General features: G+C 41.3%; 22 protein-coding genes. 10 read left to right on the forward strand and 12 right to left on the reverse strand.

The annotated features are described in order from the left end of the window. Positions 1-1100, reverse strand: a 1100-nt coding sequence (locus WKF69_RS09440) for a M14 family metallopeptidase (protein WP_340381354.1), incomplete at its 3' end; no start/stop codon positions are given. Between the two features lie 142 nt (positions 1101-1242). Next, complete coding sequence (locus WKF69_RS09445) at positions 1243-3945, reverse strand: M14 metallopeptidase family protein (RefSeq protein WP_340381356.1); 2703 nt, start codon at positions 3943-3945, stop codon at positions 1243-1245. Positions 3946-4155: 210 nt separating this feature from the next. Here WKF69_RS09445 and WKF69_RS09450 point away from each other — a divergent pair, with 210 nt between their 5' ends. Beyond that, on the forward strand, positions 4156-4893 hold the full coding sequence (locus WKF69_RS09450; RefSeq protein ID WP_340381358.1) for an EcsC family protein: 738 nt from the start codon (positions 4156-4158) through the stop codon (positions 4891-4893). Positions 4894-4940: 47 nt separating this feature from the next. On the opposite strand, the gene WKF69_RS09455 is transcribed toward WKF69_RS09450, so the two are convergent. Both WKF69_RS09455 and WKF69_RS09460 read right to left on the reverse strand, forming a co-directional pair. Continuing rightward, positions 4941-5486 (reverse strand): DinB family protein, encoded by a 546-nt coding sequence (locus WKF69_RS09455; RefSeq protein ID WP_340381360.1) that lies wholly within the window; start codon positions 5484-5486, stop codon positions 4941-4943. Between the two features lie 42 nt (positions 5487-5528). Continuing rightward, on the reverse strand, positions 5529-6782 hold the full coding sequence (locus WKF69_RS09460; RefSeq protein WP_340381362.1) for an FAD-dependent oxidoreductase: 1254 nt from the start codon (positions 6780-6782) through the stop codon (positions 5529-5531). A gap of 52 nt (positions 6783-6834) precedes the next feature. Here WKF69_RS09460 and WKF69_RS09465 point away from each other — a divergent pair, with 52 nt between their 5' ends. The 3 genes from WKF69_RS09465 to WKF69_RS09475 are packed head-to-tail and all read left to right on the forward strand — an operon-like array spanning position 6835 to position 9922. Further along, positions 6835-8529, forward strand: a complete 1695-nt coding sequence (locus tag WKF69_RS09465) for an amidase (protein ID WP_340381364.1) — start codon at positions 6835-6837, stop codon at positions 8527-8529. Between the two features lie 39 nt (positions 8530-8568). Next, entirely contained in the window at positions 8569-9384 is an 816-nt protein-coding gene (locus WKF69_RS09470) for a maleylpyruvate isomerase family mycothiol-dependent enzyme (protein ID WP_340381366.1), read from the forward strand. Positions 9385-9388: 4 nt separating this feature from the next. Continuing rightward, entirely contained in the window at positions 9389-9922 is a 534-nt protein-coding gene (locus WKF69_RS09475) for a YfiT family bacillithiol transferase (RefSeq protein ID WP_340381368.1), read from the forward strand. 240 nt (positions 9923-10162) lie between these two features. On the opposite strand, the gene WKF69_RS09480 is transcribed toward WKF69_RS09475, so the two are convergent. Continuing rightward, a complete protein-coding gene (locus tag WKF69_RS09480) occupies positions 10163-10843 on the reverse strand; it encodes an OmpA family protein (protein WP_340381370.1) in 681 nt (226 codons plus the stop codon). Between the two features lie 91 nt (positions 10844-10934). On the opposite strand from WKF69_RS09480, the gene WKF69_RS09485 reads away from it, so the two are divergent. From WKF69_RS09485 to WKF69_RS09505, 5 genes are all read left to right on the forward strand, one after another. Next, a complete protein-coding gene (locus tag WKF69_RS09485; protein WP_340381372.1) occupies positions 10935-11771 on the forward strand; it encodes an SDR family oxidoreductase in 837 nt (278 codons plus the stop codon). 160 nt (positions 11772-11931) lie between these two features. Continuing rightward, on the forward strand, positions 11932-13152 hold the full coding sequence (locus WKF69_RS09490) for a C40 family peptidase (protein ID WP_340381374.1): 1221 nt from the start codon (positions 11932-11934) through the stop codon (positions 13150-13152). 33 nt (positions 13153-13185) lie between these two features. Continuing rightward, positions 13186-13446, forward strand: a complete 261-nt coding sequence (locus WKF69_RS09495; RefSeq protein WP_340381376.1) for an RNA-binding protein — start codon at positions 13186-13188, stop codon at positions 13444-13446. A 152-nt stretch (positions 13447-13598) separates the two neighbouring features. After that, on the forward strand, positions 13599-14834 hold the full coding sequence (locus tag WKF69_RS09500) for a hypothetical protein (RefSeq protein ID WP_340381378.1): 1236 nt from the start codon (positions 13599-13601) through the stop codon (positions 14832-14834). Positions 14835-14837: 3 nt separating this feature from the next. Next, positions 14838-15383 (forward strand): hypothetical protein, encoded by a 546-nt coding sequence (locus tag WKF69_RS09505; protein ID WP_340381380.1) that lies wholly within the window; start codon positions 14838-14840, stop codon positions 15381-15383. A 3-nt stretch (positions 15384-15386) separates the two neighbouring features. Here the strand turns inward: WKF69_RS09505 and WKF69_RS09510 are convergent, their stop codons facing one another. Both WKF69_RS09510 and WKF69_RS09515 read right to left on the reverse strand, forming a co-directional pair. After that, positions 15387-15986: a hypothetical protein gene (locus WKF69_RS09510; protein WP_340381382.1), complete on the reverse strand. Its 600-nt coding sequence runs from the start codon at positions 15984-15986 to the stop codon at positions 15387-15389. After that, on the reverse strand, positions 15973-16779 hold the full coding sequence (locus WKF69_RS09515) for a metallophosphoesterase family protein (protein WP_340381384.1): 807 nt from the start codon (positions 16777-16779) through the stop codon (positions 15973-15975). The genes WKF69_RS09510 and WKF69_RS09515 overlap by 14 nt, the downstream gene beginning before the upstream one ends. A gap of 375 nt (positions 16780-17154) precedes the next feature. On the opposite strand from WKF69_RS09515, the gene WKF69_RS09520 reads away from it, so the two are divergent. Then, the gene (locus WKF69_RS09520; protein WP_340381385.1) at positions 17155-17547 is read left to right on the forward strand and encodes a DUF1573 domain-containing protein; all 393 of its coding nucleotides are present in this window, start codon (positions 17155-17157) and stop codon (positions 17545-17547) included. Positions 17548-17638: 91 nt separating this feature from the next. On the opposite strand, the gene WKF69_RS09525 is transcribed toward WKF69_RS09520, so the two are convergent. The 5 genes from WKF69_RS09525 to WKF69_RS09545 form a co-directional block, all read right to left on the reverse strand. Continuing rightward, entirely contained in the window at positions 17639-18583 is a 945-nt protein-coding gene (locus tag WKF69_RS09525) for an SMP-30/gluconolactonase/LRE family protein (protein WP_340381387.1), read from the reverse strand. 31 nt (positions 18584-18614) lie between these two features. Continuing rightward, positions 18615-19316, reverse strand: coding sequence for an ABC transporter ATP-binding protein (locus tag WKF69_RS09530; protein WP_340381389.1), 702 nt, complete (start codon positions 19314-19316; stop codon positions 18615-18617). A gap of 1 nt (position 19317) precedes the next feature. Continuing rightward, a complete protein-coding gene (locus WKF69_RS09535; protein WP_340381390.1) occupies positions 19318-20793 on the reverse strand; it encodes a DUF5687 family protein in 1476 nt (491 codons plus the stop codon). Between the two features lie 90 nt (positions 20794-20883). Continuing rightward, positions 20884-22164 carry a replication-associated recombination protein A gene (locus WKF69_RS09540; protein WP_340381391.1) on the reverse strand — a complete coding sequence of 427 codons (1281 nt, stop codon included), beginning with the start codon at positions 22162-22164 and terminating at the stop codon, positions 20884-20886. Positions 22165-22239: 75 nt separating this feature from the next. After that, on the reverse strand, positions 22240-23341 hold a 1102-nt coding region (locus WKF69_RS09545; RefSeq protein ID WP_340381392.1), incomplete at its 5' end, for a Mur ligase family protein.

The following is a 23341-nucleotide window of genomic DNA, read 5'->3' on the forward strand; positions in this document are numbered from 1 at the left end:
AGATCTTTTTCTTTTTTGGCTGTGTCTGCTTTGGCTTTCGGAACCCACCAGCCAGGTGTACTGTAACTATACCTTCCATAATGAAAATAGGCCCATTGCGCAAAATCTCCTCCACCCGCTACGCTTTTTGGGGCATCTTTTAAACCAGTCGTCTTATTATAAAGATCAGAAACAAGGGTATTGGCTTTTGCATCAGGCTCAAAATAGCCTGTGATCACCCGTTTGGCAACGGCTGGGGCACTGAAATTTACAGGAGAAGAAAGGTTATTATAGGGCCCAAAAGTAATCACAGAATATACATTGAACATCTCAAATAAATTATCCAGCAAAGCTCTGTTCTCGTTTTCTGAGACCATATGTTCACCTGATCCAGGTATGAAATTGGGATAGGCGAAACTCATGTTCTTGTTAAAGTGAACACCACCTTCCCCGTCTTCATTGAAGTCCCCGTCCTTATCATTATCAATACCTTCTGAATAAAGCAAATACTTGCCGATTTCCCCTTTTGACTGATCTGCCAGGATCATGGAGCGTGGATCTTCAGGATTTATTCTGTATTTACCGGTGGGATCTTCAATACGTATCCAGCTTATTTTACCATCCTTATTCAGATCTTCAAATCCATCTTCATTTATTTTTCCATCCCGGTCATCGTCTGAGGGCCGTGCATTAGCACTCCTGGCATACCTGACCTGAGCAAAATATTGTTCAGTGGCATCAGGACTCATATTCGGAAAGACATAGAATGTGTTTTTCGAAAGAAGAGTTTTTATACTATCCAAAGAAGAGTCTTTCAATAATTTTTCTGCGAAGCCAAGGGCCAATTCGGTACCCAGGACATGGGTCCCTTCAACTCCACCAACCACAGCAATCGCCGGTTTTTGTTCTGTATTTCCGCTTCCAATGGTAATCATCCAGATGTCCTTTCCGCCGAATGTTTTTGTCAGTGACTTTACTTTTGCCAGGGAAGGGTAGGATTTTGCGATCTTAGCTAATCGTTGAGATGCTTGGGCGTGAGTACTATAATCCTGTGCATTTATTTCTCCGGAAAAGAGAAAAACACCCATTAGCAAAACTAGGGCTTTGTAAATTTTATTCATTAAGTTATCGGTTAATTTCAGCGGATAAAATTACAGAAATAATCTTGGTGTAATAATTTATCGGGACCTTTCCGTTATAGTATAACAAAGAGAATACAGAGAATTTCATTATTTAAATTTGGAATGTTCCGATAAGTAATTATCAATCTCCCGAATTCCGGTAAAGCTGGTTAAAAAGCAATTTGAAGGTTCCATGGGTTTGCGCCCTGAAGGTAATCTCCGGCCCAAAAGCGTAAAGCTTGCCTTTGCCGATTGGGGCTTCAAAAGCTGTTACCCCATCCTGAAGATATTCCTGCCCCCACGCCCATCCGCTTCGCAGCGATTTAGGGTCCGGGAACCACATGATGGGCTTAATCGTTCCTTTCGTAATCGCGTCTGTTTGGACCCGGAAAACAGGGCTGTTGTCGAAGTAAATATCGGCGTGTTCAGGCATTCCCCAGGCAGCTGGCTGAGTATTATCAACTTTAACTTTCAGAACACTTCCCGGAACATAATATTTTTCAGCAGGGAGTCTGGTATCCTTGCCGTTCGCACCCATTTCTACAAGATGGTTCCTAACCGGTAACCCAAGATGATACGCCATGTTCGTACTACTTCCAATGGTAACAACCTTCCCTCCATTCTCCATGAATGTCTTCAATTGAGGAATTGATTTATCTGCAGTGATCCGGCCAGTCTGCTTTCTGTATTCTTCAGGAATACCCTCAATGTTCGGCGTTGTGCCCGGCGTTGCAGCGACTGGTGGATTATTGGCTGGAATTGCGCCCGTCACGAAAATGATCACGTCATACTTCGAATTCAGATTGCCGGCATCTATTTCCTGAGGATATAAAATTGAAGCCTTAAAATTATATTGCTCCATCAGGAATCTTACCCACCCCGACGACATAGAGCCGCCATAGGTATCCCACAAAGCAATGCGCAGGCCTGACACTTTTGTAATATTCTTTGGTGTCGCTGAAGCGGATCTTACTTCCAGACCCGGGTTTGCTATCTGACCTTTAAGAATATTTCTGCTTTTTTCCGTTGCCGGGATATAGAAGTCGCCTAGTTCTGATCCGCTATTGATCCTTGAAACCCTTTGCCCGGCATTAAGTAACTCGTTTACCGCTCTGAAGGCATTGTTGGATTGGCCATTTATAAAATATCCGCTCGATGAGGTTAGAGACTTTATTTCAGGCCTTTGAAGTTCCCCGTAAGAAACACGCTGAAAAGGTCCTTTAAAGTCGTCTAAAATACGATCAAAATCAACATTCATGAGATAAGCCAATGTCCAGCCAGCAGCATCATATGGTGCGACAGGAGGGCCACCTTCATATTTGAAATCGTTTGGGTGATCCTGTGGTTCGAACATATCGATCACATGGGGGCGAAAGGCCTGATCAGTTTTAACGATATAGGATCCTTTCGGATAATTCTTGCCGGCAACAGTAAAGTTGTCAGTCGCTTTATGAACGAGCACCCCAGTTCTCACGAGGGCATTTACAAACTTTATTGCGGTTGGAAAGTCATCCTGGCCTGAGGAAAGGATATATCCCCTTGGATCCCGCTGTTTTTTATCCATCATTACACTATCGTAGTATCTCGCCGGAATTTGGGTTGGCACTCGCGCCATCTTCGATTCTTTCTGGAAAGCAAGATTAATCGCGTCAATCTTACTTGGCGACAAAGCCCAGTAATCTTTGCTTCCGCGGTCGATTGAATTTCTCCCCATACGATAGATATTGTACAGCAGCTCATCCCTGTAACGTTGCGCATAGTTCAAAACTGCATAGTTCATCGACACAGAATAATCTATCGACTGCCGAAAATGCCATTTCTGAGGTATGATGGGAAAGGTAGTACCACCATTTGGTATCAGCCGCTGGGGTACCAAAGGAATTTCTGTCGGTGTTGGGCCGCCCACAGTTTCTGTAAGCAAACCTACGATATTATGGAAATACGTTGTTGTTCTTAATCCGCCATTGTACCATGTCGAAAATACCGATCCATACTTTTGGGTGTAACCAGGTTTATTTTCAGCGTTAAGCCGATTGTTCATAGCAGCCCCAAGTGCATCAATGCTGGTCATAATTATCGGATCAAAAACGTAGTTGAATGGATCACGATATGGCGCCCCGGCTACAATAGATCCCGGAGGGCCTGCCTGGTGATGGTTGTACATGATCTGAGGCAACCATTCAATAAATAACTGTTTGGCGATATTTTGGCTTTCTTTAAGGTTGAGCATGAAAAAATCCCGATTATTATCGTGGCCGGCATATTTTTGATACAAACGGGGCAGTCCTTGCAGAGTACGTTTTGCCGGATCCTTCTCTCTCATATACCAAGCGCTAACCAGCTCTTGTCCATCCGGATTTGCATGGGTCATGAGTATGATCGTATTATCAAGGATCCGCATAGTTTCCGGATCTGTCCTGCTCGTCAGCTGCCATGCCGTTTCGATGAGCTGATGGATCCCCAATGTTTCTGTAGCATGCAATCCGCCGTCTATCCATACAACTGTTTTCCCTTCGCTAGCTAATGCTTTTGCTTCCGTCTCACTTAGTCCTTCTGCATAAGCAAGTTTTTGGGAGATTTCCTTATACCTGGAAAGTTTTTTAAGATTTTCGGGAGATGAAACGATGAGCATATATTGCGCTCTTCCTTCTTCTGTTTTACCGATCTCAACAAACTCTACGCGATCGCTAATTGCAAGCTTTTTGAAATAGGCTTCAGTTTGAGTGTTCGTGGCCAATTGATAGTCATCACCAATCTCAAACCCAAAATGTTCTTTGGGTGAAACCTGCGAGTAAGCACTGTTTATTATAAATAAACATGTGATCAATGAATAAAAATTAAGCATGGTTTTGGGTTAGTATATTGCAAGATAAGATAGAAAGAGCCAAGAAGCAAAAACCAGGAGCCAAGATTTATACCGTTCCAAAGAAGGATAGAATCTTAATCATTTTAAAGGTATGATTACGCAGTCTTGATTCTTGACTCTTGGTTCCTGATTCAATTCTTTTTATATCTACCTTCATCATCAAAACCCCAATTCAATTGTTACTGCCTTATGACTCCTTACGAACAACAAGCTTATCAAGAACTCACGATTTGGAAATTGAAGATCAGGAAGAGGCCGTCCTTTTTGAATTATGCAGCTAAAAGCTTACAGAACAGGATCAATCGATGGATACCGGAAAGAGTACATAACGCAATAACAGTTACCATCGAAAAGATGGTGAAGGCGGTTCTTTTTGGAGCAAAGTACACAACAAAGGAACCACGAAAGGATAGCTCATTACAGTTAAGAGAGGCCCTGGTTAAAGAACGAATTCAGTTTTACAGGAAAACTGCTTCCGCGGAAGGCGCGGTAACAGGAGCAGGCGGAATATTATTGGGGCTGGCTGATTTTCCAATCCTTATAGGGATCAAGGTCAAGCTTCTGTTTGATATCGCTGCCCTCTACGGTCATGACGTTAAAAATTATAAGGAACGACTTTACGTACTTCACGTGTTTCAGCTTGCATTTTCAAGCCAACACGGCAGAAACAATGTATTTAAACAAATGGAGGATTGGGAAAATTATCAACGGACCCTTCCCGAAGATGTGGATGAGTTTGATTGGCGAACCTTTCAGCAGGAATACAGAGATTATATCGATCTGGCAAAAATGGCTCAGTTAATTCCGGTGATCGGAGCTGCTGTTGGAGCCATCGTTAATTATAAGCTTATTAATAAGCTGGGTGAGACAGCAATGAACTGTTACAGGATGAGGAAGGTGAGTAGTTTGAGGATTCTTAAACCGTAAACTGTTACCATAATCAGTAATCAGTCGCAAGGACTAAGTTACGGCTTTTAGAACAACTTCTCATTAGGCGGCTTAATTCCCTTTAATCTTAAATAAATAGTAGCCTGAGCTCTATGGTGAGTTTGATGTTCAAATGCCTTAGTCAGCCAGCCATATTGAGTCACTTCATATTTGCCCCGCTTTACAACGTTGCTAAGTTTGGAAGCGTCAAGGGTTTTGATAGATACTATCGCAAAATCGTAAGCCTGCATCACCACCTGGGTTAAAGCATATTTAGTTTTTAGTTCATCCATTTTTTCAAGTGACTTCCCCTGAAATATAGGAGTTGCCCCGGTGCCGCTAACGATAAGACCGATCGTCCCCTGCGACATGTGGAGCATTTGTTCTGCAAAACTTCTTACCTCAGGAGTCGGTTTGAAGCCCATTCCATCCTCTGGCATAGCATCGAGGTATTCTTTTGTATAAGCTTTAGCTCTTTCCCAATCTGCAATCAAATGACCCTTGATTACCTCGTCCGTCATACCCTGGCCGAAAAGCGAACTACTCATTAAAATAATTCCGCAAATACTTAAAATAGATATTAGGCTCTTCATAATCTACACTTAAATAATATCCTCAATAAACTCTATTGCTGATCAGCTCAATAAATTCCCAGCAAAGTCAACCCTGGTTTTAAACGGCAGCAGATACTGGTCGGCAAGAATGGCAAATTCCTTTCTGGTTATCGGCCTTTTCAAATCAAACTTACTATTGAATTTAAAGCTTTCTTTCCATCCGTCTTCAATCTCTTTTGCAAGTTCGTTACCACGAGTAGCTGTGAACATAAAGAGGCTGATCGCGTCCTCAATAGTCATAACATCTTTTTTATTATCAGCAAACCAGAGCTGGCTTCTTGAATAGAATTCTCTCATGGGAGCACGCAGCTGTTCTGATGAAAAAGTGCCTGCTGTGTCGAACTTTATCACGCTGTAATCACCAGTTTTTGTAACAACAGGCTTAACTAAGCCACTCAAAGCCATCCGCTGGAAAGCTTGAAAATTCGGATCTTCTGCTTTAATATCTGATAATGGAATAAGTTGAGCATCAAAAGTTAATAGCTCTGTCTGCACTGCCCGTACATTGATGTTTTTGGTTGTAGTTTTAAAAAATGCACAATATGACGCTATAGTCCCGGCAGCTTGTCCCACAGACATGTTTACAGGCTTAAATGTATTTGTGCTTTTAGGAACAATGATAAAATTTTCGACGCCGGCAGGAAGGAATGCCCCAAGTGATACCGGCAATACTGAACGGGGGGCGGTTGTTGCCGTGTAAGCGGTAGCTACCGTACTGCGGTACAATTTGGTGTCAAAAGGATTTTCAACAGGAGTTAGCATGGTTTTATTAGCATCTATTCGAAGCATAGATGCTATAAATAGATTTTCAGTTGCATCCACCACCACATCAGCTTTTATTTTCTGTCCATTCTTTAGTCGTATTTCCCAGCCCTTCCCATCTTTTTCGATCTTCTCGAGAGCTGTATTTAAGGTAACCGATAAATTTTTTGTGGTATCGCTAATGCTTTTTATCAGTTTTAAATACTGATCCTTACTCATATTGAGATCAAAAGCTATGATACTATCTTTTGCCGCGGCCTTTTTTTTGTTCTTTGCCCGGTAATGATTCTTAATTTTCTCCAGATAGGTAATATCGTCAGCCGTAAGATTCGGGCTAATAGCAGGTGTTTGTGTTAAAAAAATAGTTTTAGCACCTGAACGAGCTGACTGAATGGATGCAGCTAAGCCCGGGGCAGTATTTCCGACAACCAGAACCCCGGTTTTTAACGTTTGAGCCGGAAGGCTAAGGCTTAAAAAACCTAGTATTATAATTGAAAAAAAATATTTGACCATCTCGTGTTTTTATAGCGTGTTAATTTACTGTTTCTTTTATTAAGTTTATTACATGATAAAGCAACGCAAGTATATCAAACTCATTAGCATACGAAATAGTATTATCGGTTTGTCATGCATATCTAGTTTTTTCCTTGGCGGATTTATCACCCGGCACATCGATGAGGAGAAGATTACCATTTCCATGGTCAGAGAAGCACAAAAGATAATTGGTCTGGAGTTTACAGATGCTGAAGCAGATTCAATGCTTGAAACTCTGGAAACGAGGCGAAAGAACTACGCTGAGCTGAGAAAGCTGAATATGCCGAATTCAGTTGTTCCTTCTTCTAATTTTAATCCTCTACCTGTTGGCTATAAATTTCCTGATAAAGTAAATGGATTTAAAATAGCTGCTGGTCCAGCCGCTAAATTTACGGGGAATAAAGATGAGCTTGCATTCAGTACAATTACGCAGCTGGCTGAATTACTTCGGACTAGGCAGATCTCCTCTGTTGAACTGACGCAATACTTTATCGATCGGCTGAAAAAATATGACCCTATTCTTCAGCATACAATTACAATTACTGAGCAACGTGCGATGGTACAGGCCCGAAAAGCGGATGGAGAAATCGCAGCTGGTAAATACCGGGGTGTCCTGCATGGTATTCCGTTCGGAGCTAAGGACTTGCTTGCTACAAAGGATTATAAGACTACGTGGGGATCGGTTCCTTATAAAGAACAAATGATTAATGCGGATGCAACTGTAATCACCCGGCTGGAAAGCGCTGGGGCAGTTTTGATCGCAAAGATGACTTTAGGCGAACTGGCCCAGGGCGATGTTTGGTTTGGAGGTAAAACTAAAAATCCCTGGGACATAAAACGAGGCTCAAGTGGTTCTTCGGCCGGATCTGCTTCTGCAGTAGCCTCCGGATGCCTGCCTTTTGCGATCGGATCTGAAACCTATGGCTCAATAGTTTCGCCTTCCGGGGAATGTGGAACTACTGGTTTAAGGCCTACTTTCGGAAGGATCAGCAAATACGGCGCGATGGCTTTAAGCTGGAGTATGGACAAGATAGGTCCAATCGCCCGAAATGTAGAAGATTGTGCTATTGTATTTAATGCTATTCAGGGTCCTGATGGCAAGGATCTCAGTGTGATTCCCGCGCCGTTTAATTATACCACAACAAATTCGGGCAGTTTGAAAGGTGTTCGAATTGGATTCATTAAAACTGAATTTGCCAAAAGAAATGCGAATTCAGCTAATGACAGCCTGACCCTTCTTAAATTAACCCAACTCGGTGCTGAACTGGTTCCTTTCGAGCTCCCTGTATTGCCTTACGTCGAAATGAGCATTGCCTTATCGGCAGAAGCCGGGGCGGCCTTTGATGAGCTGACCCTTACCAATCGCGAAGATCTGATGGTCCTCCAGAATAAAAGTTCCCGGCCAAACGCCTTGCGTGCTTCACGGTTCATTCCTGCTGTGGAGTATATACAAGCCAGTCGCGCCAGAACTTTATTAATAGAACAGCTCAATGAAAAAATGAAAGGCATTGATGTTTTCATCGCACCGGCATTCGGCTTGAATTTAAGGGTCACAAACCTGAGTGGCCACCCCTGTGTTGTGCTGCCAAATGGTTTTAGAAATGGGTTGCCGGGAAGCATCACGTTCACCGGACAGTTGTTTGGCGAAGGAAAGCTTTTGCAGATCGCCAGAACTTATCAGATCGCTACCGGATTTAATGATAAACACCCGGCATTGAATTTTTAATTTCCTGTATGAACGTAGAACGAACAACGTGCAACCCATATGATAGAAGTACTTCACTTATTCCCTAAACTTAACTCCTCACTTATCGAGCTGCTGGAGGGACTGTCACCCGCTCAATGGAGTAGCGCAACAGTTTGTAAGAAATGGTCGGTGAAAGATATTGCTGCACATCTGTTAGTTACTGCACTGCGACGCGTTTCATCCGGCCGCGATAATCATTTTGGGAAAGCTCCTGGAATAAAGTCTTACGATGATCATCTTAACTTTTTAAATACGCTTAATGCTGACTGGGTCGATGTCTATAAACGGGTTAGCCCGCAGGTCCTGATAAGTCAAATTTCTGCTGCCCAGGACAATTTTTACCACTATTTGCTAACTCTCGACCTCGATGCACCGGCACTTTTTCCAGTGCAATGGGCCGGAGAAGATCAATCAAAAACCTGGTTTGATATAGCCCGGGAGTATACAGAAAGATGGCATCATCAGCAGCAGATCAGGCTTGCTGTTGGTGCGGGATCCATCCTCGAAAGAGAGTTATACCATCCTTTTCTTGACATCAGCATGCTCACCCTTCCGTTTCATTACAGATTGAAAAGTGCATTAGAAGGGACAATCATAAGTATCAATGTGGTTGGTGATGCGGGCGGAAGCTGGTCAATTAAAAGAAAGAACGACGCATGGGAATTTGTTAATACTGAAGCCGAGCCCCACACCCAGGTTTATATAGACCAGAATATTGCATGGATGCTTCTCTCGAAAGGAATCGATATTTTTGAAGCAGAGCAGTATTGGCAGGTTGTTGGGGACCATGAGCTTGGTTTCCACGCTCTAAAAATGACTGCATTTATGATTTAATGATATGGAAGACAATATTGAACAACTAAAATATCCGATAGGTAAATTCAAATATACCCCTGGGTCGGAAGAGCTTTCCACAGCTATTGAGAGGATCAATTCTTTGCCAGACAGGCTGCGGTCCGCTGTAGCGGGATTAACGGATATTCAGCTCGATACACCCTACCGGAATGGCGGGTGGACACTGCGCCAGGTTACACATCATATTCCTGATAGCCATATCAATGCATACGTGCGTTTTAAACTGGCTATGACGGAAGCGAATCCCGACATCCGGCCATATGATGAAGTAAAGTGGGCTGAATGTGAAGAAGCAAAGCATGGAGAAGTACAACTGTCGCTGGATCTGCTTGAGGCACTACATAAAAGATGGGTCACTTTTCTTAGATCATTAAATGCAGAGGATCTCGATAGGACTTATTATCATCCCGTGAACAAGAAGCAATCAAAGCTAATGGAAGTTGTGTTTATGTATGCGTGGCACGGCGATCATCATCTCGCCCATATTACAAACGCAAAGGAAAGGAATAAGTGGTAAGCTACACAAGGTTTTTGGGAGTTGTTGTTGATCCTAACGTTCGAAATTTTTGTTCCGCAGAAATGCACGCTCATTGCCAATCCCATCGTTGTACATAAGTACACGATCAGGAGGCTTAGATTGCAAACCGTTTAATCATATTACAAAATTAAAGCAAATTACAGTGTTGCGTATAATTTCAAGGCCATAAAAAACCCTGGCCGGATATCGGCCAGGGTTCAACAGATATATGATTGGTTTTTATTGTCCGCCACTTCTAGCTTCAGCTTTCATCGCTTCGTTCGCAACGATAACGATTTCAACACGACGATTTTGAGCTTTTCCTGTATCACTTGTATTGTCAGAAATTGGTTCTGTTTCACCACGTCCTTCAGTTGTTAACCTGGCACCTGTAATACCCTGACTAACAGCATATGATTTAACTGCTGCCGCACGTCTTTCAGATAGCTTGTAGTTGTAAGCATCTGTACCACTTGCATCAGTATGCCCAACAATCAGGATGTTTGTTTGCGGGTTATTTTTTAAAGATGTTGCAAGACTTTCGATATTAGACCTGGCGGCACCTTTTAATGCAGCCTGATCAACATCGAATAAGATTCCTGAATCGAATTTTACAATTATACCTTCACCTTCACGGATAACCTCTGCGTTAGGAACTGTGTTTTTGATCTCTTCGGCCTGGCGATCCATTCTGCGTCCAATTACGGCACCTGCAGTACCACCAACCGCACCTCCAATGATTGCACCAACTGCGGTATTACCCGCTTTCTTACCAATAATGGCCCCGATTGTACCACCAGCAGCAGCACCGATTACAGCACCTTTTTGAGTTTTAGTTGCGGAGGCGCAGCTTTCGAATAACATTGCCGAAGTTGCGAATCCCAATCCTAATATTGCTATTTTAATCTTTGTATTTTTCATGATCTTAAGTTTATATTCTGTTACTGTAAATTCAAAGTCAGTGCCAAAAGTAAAACATGACCTAAAGAGTTTATTTTTGTTAGAATTTAAAATGGGTAGTAAAAGTGTAATTAGCTTATTAGGTTGTGGCTGGCTTGGTTTTCCGCTCGCAGAAAGCTTAATTTTAAAGGGATTTACTGTTATGGCAACAACAACTACCAGTTCAAAATTGGAAGTTTTGAAAGCCGCCGGAATTGACCCGTATTTAGTACAATTTTCCGGGGCTGTACAAATCCCTGAACTAAAAAAGTTCTTTAAAGCAGAAACACTAATTATAACGATTCCGCCAGGGAGAAAAGATCCCCATGGATTTGAGAATTACGAGCGAATGGTTCAGTTCGTTTGCAATCAACTTCCACAAAGTAAGGTATCGAGGGTCATCCTAATCAGTTCTACTTCTGTTTATCCGGATATCAACGGTGATATAGATGAGCATTCACAGGTTTGCCCTGATACAGAGTCTGGCCAATTATTGGCGAAGACAGAAATTTTGTTAGCTAAGCAAAATGTCAATACGATAAGCCTTAGACTCGCAGGTCTCATAGGGCCCGGAAGAATGCCCGGTAGATTTTTTGCAGGCAAAACCCAGGTGGCTGATGGGCTTGCGCCGGTAAATCTAATCCATCTTGACGATGCAGTAGGAATCATTCTTAGTCTGATTGCCAATAAGGATGCGTACGGTAATTTTAATGGTTGCGCACCTATTCATCCCACCAGAGAAGAATTTTATACTCTGGCTGCCGAAATCGAAGGTCTGGAAAAACCTGATTTTATTTCTGAGAAAAATAGGTGGAAGATTATCTCCAGCACACGCTTGGCTGCTGAACTTGACTATCAATTCGAAATCCTTTCGCCAATGGATTGGCTTCGTTCTATTAAGCTCGTCTAATATGCATTTGGAGAATGCTTTTGTTACGACTCATTTGATATTCTTTGCTTAATTTTATACCTAATAAATTATACCGTTTTTAAGAATGGCACGTTAGGGATTTTGTTGCGATCAGAAAGATCGTGATCAGTCCAACGGTAATAGAAGCAAAATATAACCAATGAAGAAGTTAGTTTTCTTAGCAGCATTATTTTTAATCCTAAAATCAGAATCCCGGGCTGCACTTGCAGATTCGACAATAACTAAAAAAGTCAATGAGCTTGCAACGCAGGTCCAAAAAAAATATGCACCCGATAAAAGAACTGAATACTTTCAGATAAGTATGCAGAGTAGTAAGCCGTTAGCCTACACAGTTGAGGTAAGTAAGCCGGAAGCAATCACAGAATTGAAGGCCTTATTGAAAAAAGAGAATATTACCGTACAAATTAACGGAGAATTGCTTCCCTCAAAAGATCTTGGCGATAGAATCTATGGAGTGGCTAATCTTTCTGTCAGCAATCACCGTTATTCACCCAGCCATTCTGCTGAAATGGCTACTCAGTCCATTCTTGGAACTCCGGTTAAGATCTTAAAAAAGGAACGCGGTTATTACTTTGTCCGTACCCCCGACAATTATCTTTCGTATTCAGAAACTGCGGGCATAACTGCAATGACTAAAACAGAGTTCGAAGCCTGGCAATCAGCTGAGAAAATTGTTTACGCCGATGTGTACGGACATGCATTTTCTGAAGCATCTGAAGCTTCGGCTCCGATTTCAGACCTGGTGTCAGGAAATATTCTCCAGGTGTTGGGACAGTCAAATGGGTTTTACAAAGTATCTTTTCCAGACAAACGCCTTGCCTATATACCTGTAAGCAAAGCCCAGTCATTTGCACAATGGGAGAAACGCCCGAATCCAAACGCGGAACAGATATTGAAAAGCGCACGAGCAATGCTGGGTGTTCCATATTTGTGGGGCGGGACGTCAACTAAAGGTGTAGACTGCAGCGGTTTTACAAAAACCAGTTATTTTATTAATGGGATTGTGCTTCCCAGAGATGCATCACAGCAAGCTCTTGTTGGCGAGAAAATTGATATCTATGAAGGTGAAACTGTCAACATTGCGAAATGTCTTAAAAATTTAAAGCCTGGAGATCTTTTATTTTTTGCAGGTGATAAAACTAACATTCGCGTTACGCATACGGCTCTATACATTGGAAATGGACAATTCATCCAGGCGGCTGGTTTGGTTCGTATTAATAGCATGGTAAGCGGATCGGCGAATTACGAAGATTTTGAGACCAGAACTTTGGTTAGTGCCCGAAGAATGTTAAATTCAATAGGGAAATCTGAAATTACACGCGTTGATCATCATCCTTATTATAAATACATTGCAGAATAAGTCAATAAAAAACTAACAACCAATTATAAGCATATGAATATTTTCGTAGGAGGCCTTCCTTTTAAAGTTGATGAAAAAGAGCTAAGAGAGCTTTTTGAAAAGTACGGTGAATTAACCTCAGTTAAACTGATCATTGATAAACAAAGTGGCAGAAGCAAAGGCTTCGGTTTTGTTGAAATTGAAGACGATGCTGCCGGACAAAAGGCTATCGATGAACTTGATGGTACCGAATTGTATGGCCGTACCATTGGCGTAAGGATCTCAGAAGATAAGAAACCGGATCGAAGATTCTAGTTTCTGTCTTCAAAATTTCGGGGATGTGACAATTCGCATGGCTATGCCATGCTCATGTTTTTCAAATTCATGAAACCCAAATAAAAATATCGCTTGTTTGTTGCGTTTCGTTTAAGAAGTCCGTATTAATTTATAGACCTAAATTATTGGCTATGAAAGTATTCGGAACTCTACTATCTTTTATCTTTGTCTTGTGCCTCTCTTCATGTAAGGATGAGGTTGTCAGAACCAGGACCTACCACAGATTAACGCCGTTTTACCTGTCAGTTTCAGATCTGCGAAAGCAGGCTATCAGCATGGATAAACCTCATGAATTATCTGCTCCCGGGAAAATATATATTTACGGTAACTACTTGTTTATCAATGAAGTGACCAAAGGCATCCATGTCATTGATAACTCTAACCCCGCATCTCCCCGTTTCCTAAATTTTATTAATATTCCCGGAAATATTGATCTGGCTGTTAATAGTAATATATTATATGCTGACAGTTATGTTGATTTGCTGGCCTTTGATATATCTAACCCCACAAGTATCAACATGGTGAAGCGTGTGGAAAATGTTTTCGATAACCAATATATCGATCTAAAGAAAGGCCTTATTCGTGGATATAAAGACACGATTATCACTCAGGTGATAACCAGTAATATGCAGGACCTCCAAAAAAATAATCAGACATCATTTGACAGCTCTGTTGGTGCAGCAAGTTATGCAAGTCAGAGTTACGGGACCGGAGGATCAATGGCTCGCTTCACTTTAATGAATAGTAGTTTATACACGGTTACCACAAATAGCTTAAAGTTGTTTAATGTATCTTCTCCGAAAGAACCAGTATTTGTGAATACAATAAATCTTGGGGGAGGAATAGAAACTATCTTTCCATACCAGAATAAATTATTTATCGGCTCAACCACCGGGATGCACATTTATAATGCTATCGATCCATCAAAACCCGTTAAACTGGCTACCTATCAACATTTCACCAGCTGTGATCCCGTAATTGTACAGGGGAAATATGCTTACGTAACTTTACGTTCTGGAACTACTTGTCGCCTTGGAAATAATTTGCTCGATGTTATAAATATAGAAGACCCAACAAAACCCGTACTTGTTTCTTCTTTTCCTATGTTAAATCCGCATGGTCTGGCTATTTCTGAGAATAATCTATTTATTTGTGAGGGAAAATACGGCCTTAAAGCATTTAATAGTACTGATCCAAAGTCGATCGGACAAAAGCAGCTTTCATTTCTGCAAAATATTAGCGCCGCAGATGTAATTGCAGGACCAAAATCGCTTATTGTTACGGGCGCTAGTGGTATTTACCAATATGATTACTCAAGCGCTTCTAATCTGAAGTTATTAAGCCACCTTAATTTAGTCGCTAAGTAGAGCATGTCGGTCAGGGTGTTGATCATCATTTTAATGGCGTTTATTTCCGAAGTAAAAGCTCAAAAGTACCCATACAGAATGCAGGGTGACATTGGCCTCCTGATCGGCAAACAAGTTCTTCCTGTGCCCGGCGTGCAGGTATTTAACGGAGTGCGAATAGATAAATGGTCCTCGGAAGCTGGTATTACAGTTGGTGCCGACATCTACAGACAACTTACAATTCTCCCGGTTTCTGGCAGCATAAGGTGGATGCCGCTGCCGGAAAAGGCACTCACGCCCTATTTAGGTTTTAGTGCCGGTTATGGACTTGCCTGGATAAATCGAGGAACAGAAGAAAAGGATTATCGCGGAGGCGCTGTTTATAACCCATCAATTGGGCTAAGAATAAAAACCAAAACAAAAGCACGGGTAAATTTTACGGCAGGCTTCAAACATCAGCGAGCGGCTTTTATAGAAAGACGGTTCGACAACCTGGGAAGGGAAATATCAATAGTTACAGAAGAATACAGTTTCGGTAGAATTTCCCTGAATTTTGGAGTGGGGTTTTGATTCTTAGAAGTAAGCTTTAATTCCAAGCCCTAATTTAAAGATATCTTGGAGCGGTAGTTGTTTACGATTCCTGAACCAGCTCACAGCATATAGCTCATTGGTGTTAAATTCTCCATACAAAGCCACCTGATCCACACCCGTTCTGCCAAGACTTTTAGGAGTATTTATTTTGAGCTCCGTACTTGCGGATATGTGAAATCTCACCGCTGAGGACCACCAATAATATCTCGCCGGATACTGATCTTTGTTCAACGTTGTATGAAATTTGCCGCCGGGATGGTGGGTAACGAATACTCCGGGATTAGCCAGATTCAATACTCCGAAATCTCTAAGTTTAATCCTGATGGGCCGATAGGCAAATTTTCCTGCAAAAATATCCTGCCTTCCGCCTTTTGATTCGGGAACATATCCCCAAGCCAGGTCCAGGCTTCCTCTTTTATTACCAAACAGATTGTATCCTACACCAAAACTGTTGTACCCTATACTGCCCGCCCGCTGGATCGTGGCAGTCCGGGGAATCAGAAATTTTTGTGCAATTGCGTCTCCTGACACAAAAAGAAGTACACAAAGGAACAAAAAATGCTCTTTTTTAAAACTTGACATTATAAAACTTAAAATTATTATTCACCACTTCAACCACCACGAAGTGCCTGTTGTATAGTGAATTTGTGGTAATTATCGGAAGATTTGATGTATAAGGATACTGTACGGTTGCCTTATCTATATGAGCATTTAGCACTGCGTAAACTTTACCATTATCGGTAAGGATCTTGCCATATTCAGCAAATAGCTTGTTGTCAAAATCGGCATTTGTAGGAGGTACATGAGCGATAGCAAAATAACCCTTTACACCTGCCTCAGGCTGAAATTGGTTTTTAAGATAATTGAGGTTAGGTACTGTGCCATCAAATTTGTACTCTCTGCTATTTGTATTATGGCAAACAAATTTTACCCCTTTATAGATAAAACTGAAGTCGAGCTGCTCACTAAACATGCGCTGATATACAAACACCCCATTTCCAGAGTGGTCATGATTCCCAATTACTCCCAGATAGGGAGCTTTCAATTTTGAAAAGTAGTTTTCGATCCATTTGAATTCCTGCAGCAGACCAAAATCGGAAATATCACCATTGAGGATAACAAAATCAATCCCGGGCATAGCATTTACTTTATCAATGAATGTACCAAGGTCGTTATAAGCGTTCTGCGAGTCGCCGCTTAGCACAAATCGGATCGTATCATCCCCCGCCGTCGCAAATAATCGTTGGAGATTATTAGCATTTATATTCTGAGGAGTAGTTTTATCGAATTTCTGATTAGGACTATATTCGAACTTCCGGCAAGAGGAACTGAAAATTACGGCGAGAATAGATAGTAGCAGTAAATTTAATTTCATTGTAAAATTGTATTCGACGTATAAACTTTTATATTCAATAATAGTTTTGCTAACTATACGTTATGTATTACTTAGTTGTGGTAACATTTTGATTATCATTTATTAAATAGGCAGTTCGGAAGAATGAAATACGTAATTTTGAATAATTAGATTTTTCTTTTCGAAGAAATATAAATATTAACACATTTATCTAATAACCAATTATAAAAAACATGAAGACTGCTTAACCCAGTTTCATAGTCATTAAAAGCAAATTATATAAACATGAAACCATCATGATTTTGCCAAAACCCGCAGGGGTATATTTATTAAATCATGATAGCCCTGCCTACCGTCAGGCAGGTTCATCACCGTTAAAAAACAAAAAATAAACACATGAAAAAACTAATCATTCTTTGCGGAGTTGTCTTTTTATTTGCCGCTTTTGCTGCCTTCAGAGTTGATGCTCAGGCTGAATTTAAATTTGAAAAGGAAACACATGATTTCGGCAGGGTTCCGCAGGGTAAACCTGTGAGCGTTGAATTTAAATTCACCAACATAGGCGATGAGCCCTTGATCATTACCAACATTGAAAGTGTTTGCGGATGTACCGTTCCAAAATATACAAACACTCCGGTGTTAAAAGGTAAAACAGGAACGATCACAGTTACGTATAACGCCGCTGCCATTGCTCCTTTCAGCAAAGGTTTGACTATAAAGTCTAATGCAAAGACTCCTGTTAAAGTGATTTATATTAAAGGCGAGGTTGTAGAAGCAGCTGCTGAATAATTATAATTCTCATTAAAATTTAAAAGGCATCCGCGCAAGGAGGATGCCTTTTTTTGTGAACTAAATTACCGCTTCAATTAAGATTGAAACTCTATTTAATTCCTTTAACATTCATCTGCAATGTATAGACAGATTTGTTGGATGTAATAAAAAGAACATCCCTGTTCACCCCTCCAAAGCACACATTTGCAGTCCATCCGGGCAGTGGAATATTAAGAATTTTCTTTCCTTCCGGATCAAAAACAGTAACACCCTGTCCGGTAAGATATAAGTTGCCTTTATTGTCAAGCGTCATTCCATCAGATCCCATCGGAGCAAACAGGCGCCTGTTGGATAAAGTCCCATTCTTATTAATGTCGTACTTATAAGTTTTCTTGTCATTTATATCAGCAACAAAGAGATTTTTCCCATCGGCTGAGCCGATTATTCCATTTGGCCTGACGAGATTGCTGTCGACAACAAATGCTTCTTTTCTTCCTTTAGCTAAATAGTATAGTCGTTCATCGGCCATATCCGGCTTCTTTCTTTGCCAGTATGGGCGTTGATAATATGGATCCGTGAAAAAGATTCCACCCTTTTTATCTATCCAGAGATCATTAGGGCCATTGAAACGCTGGCCTTTGTGATTATCGAGTATGACGGTTACCTTCTTGTCCGGGCTGATAGCCCAAAACTGATTATTCTCATCTGCAGCAGTAATGAGATTTCCTTTTTTATCGAAATACATTCCGTTTGAGCGTCCGGTTTTATCAAAAAAAACCGAGAGTTCGCCATTTGTATCGAATTTCCAGATCTTATCGTTCGGCTGGTCAGTGAAAAATATATTCCCGTGTTTGTCTACCGCCGGCCCCTCAGTAAAACTAAACTGGCTTGAGATGAGCTTGGGTGTTGCACCGTCTGTCACAAGATTAGCCGCTGTATCAAGCATAACGTTTTCAGGAATGGAAGCATCAACGGCGTTTTTTTTATCAGGCATAAAAGAAAAAAGAGTTGCAGGGAGAAGAATACTAATAAGTAAAGCTTTGTTTTTGTTCATGACTTTTTTGTTAGGTCTAAATTCATCCCTATTAAGATAAAACAGAAAAATATTCCTCCAACTCCTTCAGAGTATTTGAATTAGTAGCTATGTCCTTAATGATCTTGCCCTTTTCCATCAGGAGAATTCTCTCACACACGTCGGTTACGTGATTAAGGTCGTGGCTGGAAATAATTGTGGTTATTCGTTTCTTTGCGCTAAGATCTTTCACCATGTTTTTTAACCTGATCTGCGTACTCGGATCTATATTAGCAAAAGGTTCATCCAGCATCAGCAGTTCCGGCTCTTGCATTAAACTGGCAACAACTCCAACCTTCGCCTGATTTCCTTTTGATAAGTCCCGGATATATTTGCCCCGATTCAGGATCTCTCCGTTAAAAAACTCTGTATAATTAGTTAGCTCTGAATCAACGTGCGCTTTGCTAAGTTTAAACAGGCTTCCAGTGAAGTAGAAATATTCCTCTGGCGTCAGATAATCTATCAGAAAACCCTCGTCCAGATAGGATGTGGTATAGTTTTTCCAGTCATTTGATTGGGATACATCCTTATCTTTTGATAAGATCACACCCTTATCGGGGCGTATCAGATCCAGCATCATACGGAATAAAGTTGTCTTGCCGGCCCCGTTGTTGCCGATAAGGCCAACGGTTTCCCCCGTGCGGATACTAAGCTCAGGGATGTTAACTACTCTAACCCCGTTATATATTTTTTGTAAATCTTTAATTTCTATCATACTATTGATTTCTAAATCCTTCGGCGATGGCGTAACGTTTAGTTCTAAAAATGGTAACAAGTTTTCTCAGCCAGAACTCACGGGTAAAAATAGCTATAATGCCGATGATAGCGATTGCTGCCAAACCTACTTCAGGATAATCAAAGTAGCTGAACGGCACATAGATCAGAAATGGGGTGATCATCAAAGGAATGGATAATATCCATTGCGAAGCACCAACGCCTTCCCAATTAAAGCTGCCCCCTTTAGTTAAATCTATTCGTTTGTAGTTCTGATTAGCAAAATAAAGCACAAGTATGGTGTTTACTCCAAGGTTCCAGACGTACATTACAAAATGCACAATAAGCACTTTCCAGCCGAAGTACACATAAGGTATGGTTAACAGAAAGCAGAAGGTTGAGAAGACATCAAACAGGAGAAATTTCGACTTGAAAAAATCCTCGGGTTGAACTCTGTTTGATAGTATACCATCAAAATGCGCGCTTTGCCAGCTGAACATGAACTGACCATAATTGATTATAAAAATCCCGGTCATGAACATGCCGCAGAAAACAATATGTCCATAACCATCATATTTCGGGTTGTTGTAAAATATGAGCCCGTAAAACATAAACATCATGCACATCATCAATACCGATCGCGGACGTTTATTCCTCAGGATAAGCTTCAATTCATTTGCTGCGAGGTCACCTACTATGCCGAAGCGGTCAAAGTAAGGTATCTCGGTGCTGGATTTAACCGAGGATTTCGATGTCTGCAATTCCTCAAGGTAAAGATTGCTTTTCAGATAGTTATGATTGATCATAAACATTACAAAACCAAGGAGAACAGCTATTGCTGATAATGAAGGTTCATTAATTATCGCATTGAAAAGGTCTTTGGAAATGCTGGATAGAGAAATTAGCTTGAAATAGAATTCTAAAGCCCATACAATAAGCAGCAATCCGAAAAAGCCGAGCATCCAAAATGCATTAAGATTGACTTTGCGTTTTAACCAGAGACTAAAAAAATGGCTAAAAAGCGTTAATCCAAAAATACAGGCCATGTATCCCCAAAATGCTCCTATCCCATGCTGAGGTATTAAAACTTTAATTAGGAAGGGAATTGTTAAAAGGAAAGGGGTGAGATTAAAAGCAGTTGCGAGGGAGGTCACCGAAAGGTAGTTTACAATCTGATTCTTACTAATCGGAAGGTGTAAATAAGGCCTAATGCTTAGCGTCGGCAACTCCTGTAGCTGAAAGCGCATTATAAGATCCATTAAAAAATAGTATATAATAAAGCTGTTGAATGTTTGTAGGATGTCTTGTCCGGGATACGTTTTCACCAGGATCTTGTCCATGAAAAAAGCGACAACCAAAACATTAAGCAAGAGGTAAACAATCAGGATACCCATGACAATCCTCATCGCCAGGCTTTTGCCTTTATTTTGGGACCTCCAGAATGCTTTCCATTGCTGAGATAAAAAAGTTAAAGTCATAGATGAAAAGTAGGAAAATTCTATCTCTTTACAACTGAATAAGGAAAATTGGATGATATCCGTTCTAGGTAGCGTATAGTTTATAAACTATTAATATTTGTATTTGCCTTTCCAGAGTGTCCTTAGCCGTTCTCTAAGCTTTTCTTCCGAAGCATTTTTCCCCGGATCATAAAGCAAAGTCCCGCTTAGTTTTTCAGGCATATACTCTTGGGCAGAAAAATTGTTTTCGTGAGAATGGGAGTACTCATACTCTTTTCCGTACCCTATATTTTTCATCAGCTTAGTCGGGGCATTTCGCAGATGTAATGGCACAGACTGGTCACCCGTTCTTTCGACGAGTTCCTGGGCCTTTCCAATGGCTTCGTAACTGGCATTGCTTTTTGCTGAAGATGCGAGATATGTAACGGTTTGAGATAAGATGATCCTTGATTCCGGAAACCCTATGACATTTACAGCCTGGAAACAACTGTTAGCTAAAAGCAGTGCGTTGGGGTTTGCATTGCCGATATCTTCCGAAGCCAGGATCAGCAATCTGCGGGCAATAAAAAGAGGATCTTCGCCGCCGGCAATCATTCGTGCAAGCCAGTACACAGCTGCATTTGGGTCGCTTCCGCGGATGGATTTTATAAATGCTGAAATAATATCATAATGCTGCTCACCGGCTTTATCGTAGATAGCCATGTTTTGCTGAACATGTTTAAGAACTAGGTCGTTGGTAATAACTACATCCGGTATGTTTACGGCGTTGACAACCAGATCAAGAACGTTCAGTAGTTTTCTGGCATCTCCACCTGAGAGCCGTAGCAAGGCCTCATACTCTCGGATATCAACCTTTTTCTTTTTAAGATACAGGTCTTCTTTCAACGCTTTATTTAAAAGTTCTAGCAGATCATCTTCAGACAGATTCTGTAAAATGTAAACCTGACTTCTGGAAAGCAAAGCAGAAATGACTTCAAACGAGGGGTTTTCCGTTGTAGCCCCAATAAGAGTAACCAACCCGCGCTCAACTGCTCCCAAAAGGGAATCTTGCTGAGATTTAGAAAATCGATGGATCTCATCGATGAAAAGTATCGGTAGGTTTTCGTTTTCATCTTTTAACCGGGAGGCTTTCTCAATTACCTCGCGGATATCCTTAACACCGGAGTTGATCGCGCTCAGGCTAAAGAACGGACGGTTTAGCTGCCTGGATATGATAAACGCCAAGGTTGTTTTACCTACACCGGGCGGCCCCCACAAAATTAAAGAGGGAAGATTGCCGCTTTCAATCGCAAGCCTCAGGATCGCGTCTTTTCCTACAAGATGCTTCTGCCCTACATAATCGTCCAGCCCTGCGGGACGCATGCGTTCTGCTAAAGGAGGAATCGTCGCCATTCAAGTAATTATATTGTTCGTATTTTTTCTGATTTGCCCACTCTTAACTTTCAACCGTCCACTCTCGACCCGTGGTTAAATCCCCATTTCTTTATCCTGAAAATCTTGCACGAGTTCTATGGCATTTGATATAGAATCAGAAATGATCGACACAAGCGAGCCCGCCGGCGCATTTTTTACCGCGTGCTCAAATGCCTCAGTACCTTTATTGAGAATAATAACGCTGATATCCGGTTTGATCTCTTTCAACCCTTCTGTGAGTAATTTAATTATTTCCTCACGAGTTCTTCCTCTCATATATTTTTCCTGACAGATAATTATATCGTCAAACATTTGTGCAGATATCCTTCCGATTTCCCTGATATCATCATCCCGCCGGTCGCCTGTGCCTGAAATTATTCCTATGCTTTTGGCGATCTCGAGGGTATCTACAAATTGTTTCACACCCCTCATTCCATCAGGATTATGCGCATGATCAACAAGGATCTTGAATTCTTTGGTCTTGAAAAGATTCATTCTACCCGGAGTCTGCGCTGCCGAAGGTATGAAGGTCTCGAGCGACAAACGTATATCCTCAATCTTAAAGCCCCAGACAAAAGCCGCCAGACTAGCAGCTAGTGCATTTTGAGTCATAAAACTTACTGTGCCGTTAAAGGTGATGGGGATATGGGTAACTTTTTCGATCCGTATTTTCCAATCACCTTTCTTGATAGTTATGTAACCATTCTCATAAACTGCAGCAATTCCTCCTTTGCGGCAATGTTCCCTGACTTCCGGATTTTTCTCATCAAGGGTGAAATAGGCGAGATTGCAATGTATATTCTTCCCAATATTAACGCAGTGCTTATTGTCTGCATTTAAAATGGCCCATCCTTCGTTTTTTATTGATTTTATAACAACCTCTTTAACTCTGGCCAGGTCTTCCAGCGTGTGGATGTCTGATATTCCAAGATGATCTTCCTGGATATTCGTAATAACGCCGATGTCGCAATGGCCGAATCCTAGACCGGAGCGTAAAATTCCACCTCGGGCGGTCTCAAGAACAGCAAATTCTACAGTTGGGTCTTTCAAAACAAATTCCGCACTCAAGGGACCCGTTGTATCGCCCTTCAAAAGCATCGAGTTTTGAATATACACACCATCGGATGTCGTATATCCCACTCTGTAGCCATTGTTT

Source organism: Daejeonella sp., assembly GCF_037719425.1.
Classification (GTDB): Bacteria; Bacteroidota; Bacteroidia; order Sphingobacteriales; family Sphingobacteriaceae; genus Daejeonella.

Bases quoted from the DNA above. Each gene is read 5' to 3' on its own strand.
- WKF69_RS09530 (WP_340381389.1), bottom strand. From the start codon at position 19,316: ATGATAGAAATTAAAGATTTACAAAAAATATATAACGGGGTTAGAGTA.
- WKF69_RS09505 (WP_340381380.1), top strand. From the start codon at position 14,838: ATGTCGGTCAGGGTGTTGATCATCATTTTAATGGCGTTTATTTCCGAA.
- WKF69_RS09455 (WP_340381360.1), bottom strand. From the start codon at position 5,486: ATGAAGAGCCTAATATCTATTTTAAGTATTTGCGGAATTATTTTAATG.
- WKF69_RS09445 (WP_340381356.1), bottom strand. From the start codon at position 3,945: ATGCTTAATTTTTATTCATTGATCACATGTTTATTTATAATAAACAGT.
- WKF69_RS09450 (WP_340381358.1), top strand. From the start codon at position 4,156: ATGACTCCTTACGAACAACAAGCTTATCAAGAACTCACGATTTGGAAA.
- WKF69_RS09460 (WP_340381362.1), bottom strand. From the start codon at position 6,782: ATGGTCAAATATTTTTTTTCAATTATAATACTAGGTTTTTTAAGCCTT.
- WKF69_RS09470 (WP_340381366.1), top strand. From the start codon at position 8,569: ATGATAGAAGTACTTCACTTATTCCCTAAACTTAACTCCTCACTTATC.
- WKF69_RS09495 (WP_340381376.1), top strand. From the start codon at position 13,186: ATGAATATTTTCGTAGGAGGCCTTCCTTTTAAAGTTGATGAAAAAGAG.
- WKF69_RS09540 (WP_340381391.1), bottom strand. From the start codon at position 22,164: ATGGCGACGATTCCTCCTTTAGCAGAACGCATGCGTCCCGCAGGGCTG.
- WKF69_RS09510 (WP_340381382.1), bottom strand. From the start codon at position 15,986: ATGTCAAGTTTTAAAAAAGAGCATTTTTTGTTCCTTTGTGTACTTCTT.
- WKF69_RS09485 (WP_340381372.1), top strand. From the start codon at position 10,935: ATGGGTAGTAAAAGTGTAATTAGCTTATTAGGTTGTGGCTGGCTTGGT.
- WKF69_RS09465 (WP_340381364.1), top strand. From the start codon at position 6,835: ATGATAAAGCAACGCAAGTATATCAAACTCATTAGCATACGAAATAGT.
- WKF69_RS09490 (WP_340381374.1), top strand. From the start codon at position 11,932: ATGAAGAAGTTAGTTTTCTTAGCAGCATTATTTTTAATCCTAAAATCA.
- WKF69_RS09515 (WP_340381384.1), bottom strand. From the start codon at position 16,779: ATGAAATTAAATTTACTGCTACTATCTATTCTCGCCGTAATTTTCAGT.
- WKF69_RS09535 (WP_340381390.1), bottom strand. From the start codon at position 20,793: ATGACTTTAACTTTTTTATCTCAGCAATGGAAAGCATTCTGGAGGTCC.
- WKF69_RS09525 (WP_340381387.1), bottom strand. From the start codon at position 18,583: ATGAACAAAAACAAAGCTTTACTTATTAGTATTCTTCTCCCTGCAACT.
- WKF69_RS09475 (WP_340381368.1), top strand. From the start codon at position 9,389: ATGGAAGACAATATTGAACAACTAAAATATCCGATAGGTAAATTCAAA.
- WKF69_RS09500 (WP_340381378.1), top strand. From the start codon at position 13,599: ATGAAAGTATTCGGAACTCTACTATCTTTTATCTTTGTCTTGTGCCTC.
- WKF69_RS09480 (WP_340381370.1), bottom strand. From the start codon at position 10,843: ATGAAAAATACAAAGATTAAAATAGCAATATTAGGATTGGGATTCGCA.
- WKF69_RS09520 (WP_340381385.1), top strand. From the start codon at position 17,155: ATGAAAAAACTAATCATTCTTTGCGGAGTTGTCTTTTTATTTGCCGCT.